Source organism: Mucilaginibacter sp., from assembly GCF_028288105.1.
In the GTDB taxonomy this organism is placed as follows: Bacteria; Bacteroidota; Bacteroidia; order Sphingobacteriales; family Sphingobacteriaceae; genus Mucilaginibacter.
Map to the genome: position 1 here is coordinate 1 of NZ_JAQBOI010000199.1, position 5,048 is coordinate 5,048.

A 5,048-nucleotide genomic window follows, 5' to 3' on the forward strand; every position below is an offset into this window, starting at 1 on the left:
TTGCTATTGATAAAGATGGTGTTGATGCTACTACTATTGAGCGCGAAACCGAAATTGCTAAAGAGCAAATTCGTGCTGAAGGTAAACCAGAAGCAATGGTTGAAAAGATCGCTGCTGGTAAGCTTAACAAATTCTATAAAGATTCTACCTTATTAAACCAGGAGTTTGTTAAAGATTCTTCTAAAACTGTTGCCCAGTTCTTAGATACGGTTGATAAAGGCCTAACCGTTACCGCATTTAAGCGAGTTGCTTTAGGAGCTTAATTATATTATCCCCCTCGTATTAACGAGGGGGATTTTTTTTGCCCTTTTATTTAGAGGGTTGTAGAGACGCAATACTTTACGTCTCTTTGCAAGTAACACGCGTAAATCATATTTGGACACTATGATAACAGCACTTCATAATCTTAAGCTAATATCGGGCGGTAGCATCGCCCAAGGCAAAGCCGTTTTAATTGACGGCAACAAAATCAAAGCTATTATTGATGATACAGCTATCCCTGCGGATGCTGAAAAGAAAGACCTTAACGGCGCCTATCTTGCCCCTGGATTTATAGATCTGCAGATCTATGGCAGCGGCGGTAAACTGTTTGCCGGCAAGCCCGAGGTTGCCGCCCTGCAACGCATGGAAGACGATCTGCTAAACCAGGGAACCACGGGCTTCTTTGCCACCATAGGTACCAATACAAACGATATAGTTGAAGCTGGTATAACAGCTGCTAAAGAATGCCGCTCAATTGCCAGGGGTAACTTTTGGGGGATACACCTGGAAGGCCCGTATTTAAACCCTGCCAAAAGAGGCGCGCATCCCGAGAAATATATCAAGAAAGCTACCCTGGCCGAAGTAAAAGGTTGGGTAGAGCAGGCTGATGGTGTTATAACTATGATAACCATAGCGCCCGAATTGCAAGACCAGGAAGTGATCAACTACCTGCATGCGCAGGGTATCATCATATCATCGGGCCATAGCAATGCCACTTACGAGCAGGGTAAAGGTTTTTTAAATAAACCTATCCCGGCGGTAACGCACCTGTTTAATGCCATGCCGCAAATGCACCACCGCGAGCCAGGTTATATCCCCGCTATATTTGAGGAAAAGCCTTACGCCAGTATTGTGGCCGATGGTAACCATGTGGATTGGGCTATGATCCGTTTGGCTAAGCGCGAACTTGGTGATAAGCTATACCTGATCACCGATGCGGTTACCGCCGCCACAGAGGGGACTTACCAGCACCAGTTGGTTGGCAATAAATATGTAATGCCCGATGGTACATTATCCGGCTCAAGTTTAACCATGCTGAAAGCTGTGCAGAATTGCGTTAAATACGTTGGTATAGATTTAGCCGAGGCAGTTAATATGGCTTCGTTATACCCTGCAGAGCTGGCCTCTAAAAAAACAAAAGGTAGGGTTGAAGCCGGTTATGATGCCGATCTGATCATATTCAACGATAAATATGAAACTATTGCAACCATATTGCAGGGGAATTATTTAACACCTACCACATAAAATTTTAACAATACCATTTATTATCTATTTTTGATAAATCTTCCTTATAAATGAAATATAAAAGAGTTCTACTAAAGCTTAGCGGCGAATCCTTGATGGGCGAACGCCAGTACGGCATTGATAACAACCAGGTATTACAATACGCTCACGATATAAAAAATGTAAAAGAACAAGGCATAGAAATAGCCATTGTTGTTGGCGGTGGTAATATATTCAGAGGGCTTAGTGCCGAAAAAAGTGGAATGGAACGTGCGCAGGCCGATTATATGGGCATGCTGGCAACGGTTATTAACTGTATGGCACTGCAAAACGCGCTGGAAAGTATTGGCGTAGAAACCCGTTTACAATCGGCCATTAAAATGGAGCAGATCTGCGAGCCCTATATCCGCCGCCGTGCTATGCATCATTTAGAGGTTGGTAAAATTGTGATATTTGGCGCCGGTACCGGTAATCCATATTTCACAACGGACACTGCAGCATCACTACGCGCTATAGAGATAAAAGCAGACGTTGTACTGAAAGGAACCCGTGTGGATGGTATCTACACTGCCGACCCGGAGAAAGACCCAACGGCAACCCGTTACGATGAAATTAGCTTCCAGGAAGTTTACGACAAAGGCCTAAACGTAATGGACATGACCGCCATCACCCTTTGCCAGGAAAACAAACTGCCTATCATCGTTTTTGATATGAACAAAGCCGGCAACTTCATGAAAATTGCCAACGGCGAACAAATTGGTACGCTGGTAAAGTAATAATACAAGTCATGCTGAACTTGTTTCAGCATCCCACAAGCTAAGTAAACAAGAAAGCCCTGCTGATTCAGCAGGGCTTTCTTTATTTTAATACCTGTCATTTCGAACGATAGTGAGAAATCTTGTTCGGAATAACAGGCGGTGAACTTTGCATAACGAACAAAATTTCTCCTCGTACCTCGTTCGAAATGACATGTGGGTTAGGCGCGGGGGCGTTTACTTACGCATCCACCGTATGCTTCTCGCCAATTTGCTGTCTCCACATGGCATAATACAAACCTTTCTGGTCTATCAGGTCAAAGTGCTTGCCCGATTCTATGATATTGCCTTTTTCCAGTACGTAGATACAATCAGCATGCATAATGGTAGATAGCCTGTGCGCTATCAGGATGGTGATATGGTCATTTAATACAGATACATCACGAATAGTATCGGTAATCTCTTCTTCGGTGATAGAATCCAGTGACGACGTTGCTTCGTCAAAAACAAGGATATCCGGTTTACGTAATAAAGCACGTGCTATAGAAAGGCGTTGTTTCTCGCCACCTGATACTTTTACACCACCTTCGCCAATTACGGTATCTAAACCTTTATCGGCACGGGCAAGCAAGGTTTGGCAAGCCGCGCGTTGCAATACGTTCATACATTCCTCATCCGTAGCGGTTGGGTTAACGAATAGTAGGTTCTCGCGGATAGTGCCCGAGAACAACTGCGTATCTTGCGTAACGAAACCAATTTTCTCGCGAAGCTGATCAAGGTCAATGTCCTTACTCAAAATGTTGTTGTAAAGGATATCGCCCTCTAATGGCTGGTACAAGCCAACCAATAATTTAACCAAAGTAGTTTTACCCGAACCTGATGGCCCAACAAAAGCGATAGTTTCGCCAGTATTGGTTTTAAAGGTGATATGATTAAGTGCGTTGCGATTAGCCGTTAAATGTTTAAAGCTTACATCGCTAAAAGCAAGGCTCTTTACCTTCTCCAATAACACAGGTTTCTCCGGCTTTTTATCGATAGGCGTATTTAAGATATTTTCGAAGTTAGCCAGTGAAATTTGCGATTCGCGCCACGACTGAATAACATTTCCAAGCTCCTGTAAAGGGTTAAACAGGAAGAAGGAATAGAACAGGAATTTTAAATAATCGCCGGGTGTTAATTCGTTTTTGAAGATCAGTATCAGCAGTATCAACACCATGGCACTCCGCACCAGATTTACTACCGTGCCTTGAATAAAGCTCATGCTGCGTACATACTTTACCTTCTTCAGTTCAAGATCGAGGATCTTGTAGGTAGTTTTATTCAACCTTGCTATTTCTTGTTTAGCTAACCCTAAGCTTTTTACCAATTCGATATTACGTAAAGATTCGGTAGTCGACCCGGCCAAAGCGGTAGTTTCTGCAACGATCTTCCTTTGGATGTTTTTAATGCGCTTGCTCAGCGCCATACTTACGAAGGTAATAATAGGAATAGCGCAAAAATACACCAGTGTTACCTGGTAGTTTACCTTTAGCGAATAAACAATTACGAAGATCATCCCCACCAAACTCACAAACAAAACACTGATAAATGAGGTGATGAATTTTTCACTATCCAGCCTTACTTTTTGCAGGATGCCCAGGGTTTCGCCGCTGCGCTGATCCTCAAACACCTGATAAGGCAATTCAAGAGAGTGTTTTAAACCATCAGCATACATGGCAGCGCCGGTTTTTTGTACTATGATATTGGTAAAATAATCCTGGAAATTTTTTGCTATACGTGATACCATGGCCGCGCCAATAGCCAGGCCAACAAGGCCCAAAGCGCCATACAAGCGGTATTCAAAGCTGCGAACTATATTATCTTTAGGTACTATATATTTATCCATTATAGTACCGGTGATCATAGGATCAACCAGCGAAAAGCCAATATTTAACCCGGCAAGAAACAAAGCCAGAACTACTGTCCAGCGGTGTTTTGATAAATAAGATAAGAGTATTTTCATGTTGTAACACAAAAATAAAAAAAGGGAATGGCTAAGCTACTCATTCCCTTTAATTTGACAATAAGGTTAATAAGTGGTTGATTGTTTAACCATAGAGGGCACAGAGGTTTTCACCAGAGAAGCACTGAGTGTAAATAGTTTATTAATGAGATTATTATAAGACATGTCATGGTGAGCTTGTCGAACCACTAGCAAAGTGTTCAGGTCTTCGACAAGCTAACCATGACAATTGTTAGTAAATGGCGTGAGAAGTGTTCACGTTCACTGCCGTGAACACCATATCGAACGCATAAATAACTGATAATGATCAGTTTAAGAATAAGCTACTGACGAAATAACGTCACCATTAAATCCAAACCTGAACAGGCAAAAATGCACTATAATATAGTCGGTCACGCCCCCCCCCCCGCAAAGTTCTGGCATTGCACCTTCAAAGGCCACGGGATTTGATAACTCAGACTGACAAGCCTCCTACACTTCCAGTATCATTTGAATATTACATCGCTCATACGGCGATGGGATGCCGGTAACTTTTTTGAAGCCCAGTTTATGATACAAATTAATAGCCGGTTTTAATATGGTATTACTTTCCAGATAGATCTTTTTAGCACCCAACTCTTTTGCTTTAGCAATGCTTGCATTCCCCAATATAAAGCCTATGCCTTTGCCCATTGCCTTTGGCGATACCGCCATCTTGGCCAGCTCGTACATATCATTATCCATTTTGATGAGTGCGCAGGCACCAACAGGCTCGTTATTATACAAAGCGATAAGGATGTGCCCGCCTTTGTTAAGAATATACTCAT

4 protein-coding genes and 1 pseudogene are annotated in these 5,048 nt (G+C 42.7%); 3 read left to right on the forward strand and 2 right to left on the reverse strand.

Annotated features, from left to right (window positions below; translation table 11 throughout):
• From JWQ85_RS13650 to pyrH, 3 genes and pseudogenes are all read left to right on the forward strand, one after another.
• Positions 1-263 (forward strand): annotated as a pseudogene (locus JWQ85_RS13650) (elongation factor Ts); the annotation flags it as partial.
• 121 nt (positions 264-384) lie between these two features.
• Positions 385-1,506, forward strand: a complete 1,122-nt coding sequence (gene nagA, locus JWQ85_RS13655; protein WP_299468851.1) for an N-acetylglucosamine-6-phosphate deacetylase — start codon at positions 385-387, stop codon at positions 1,504-1,506.
• Between the two features lie 50 nt (positions 1,507-1,556).
• Positions 1,557-2,261, forward strand: a complete 705-nt coding sequence (gene pyrH, locus JWQ85_RS13660; protein WP_299468853.1) for a UMP kinase — start codon at positions 1,557-1,559, stop codon at positions 2,259-2,261.
• A 220-nt stretch (positions 2,262-2,481) separates the two neighbouring features.
• On the opposite strand, the gene JWQ85_RS13665 is transcribed toward pyrH, so the two are convergent.
• The gene (locus tag JWQ85_RS13665) at positions 2,482-4,242 is read right to left on the reverse strand and encodes an ABC transporter ATP-binding protein (protein ID WP_299468855.1); all 1,761 of its coding nucleotides are present in this window, start codon (positions 4,240-4,242) and stop codon (positions 2,482-2,484) included.
• Between the two features lie 471 nt (positions 4,243-4,713).
• Positions 4,714-5,048: GNAT family N-acetyltransferase (locus JWQ85_RS13670; protein ID WP_299468857.1), on the reverse strand; the 335-nt coding region annotated here is incomplete at its 5' end.

Coding starts and splice junctions, on each gene's coding strand:
- JWQ85_RS13665 (WP_299468855.1), bottom strand. CDS start 4,242: ATGAAAATACTCTTATCTTATTTATCAAAACACCGCTGGACAGTAGTT.
- nagA (WP_299468851.1), top strand. CDS start 385: ATGATAACAGCACTTCATAATCTTAAGCTAATATCGGGCGGTAGCATC.
- pyrH (WP_299468853.1), top strand. CDS start 1,557: ATGAAATATAAAAGAGTTCTACTAAAGCTTAGCGGCGAATCCTTGATG.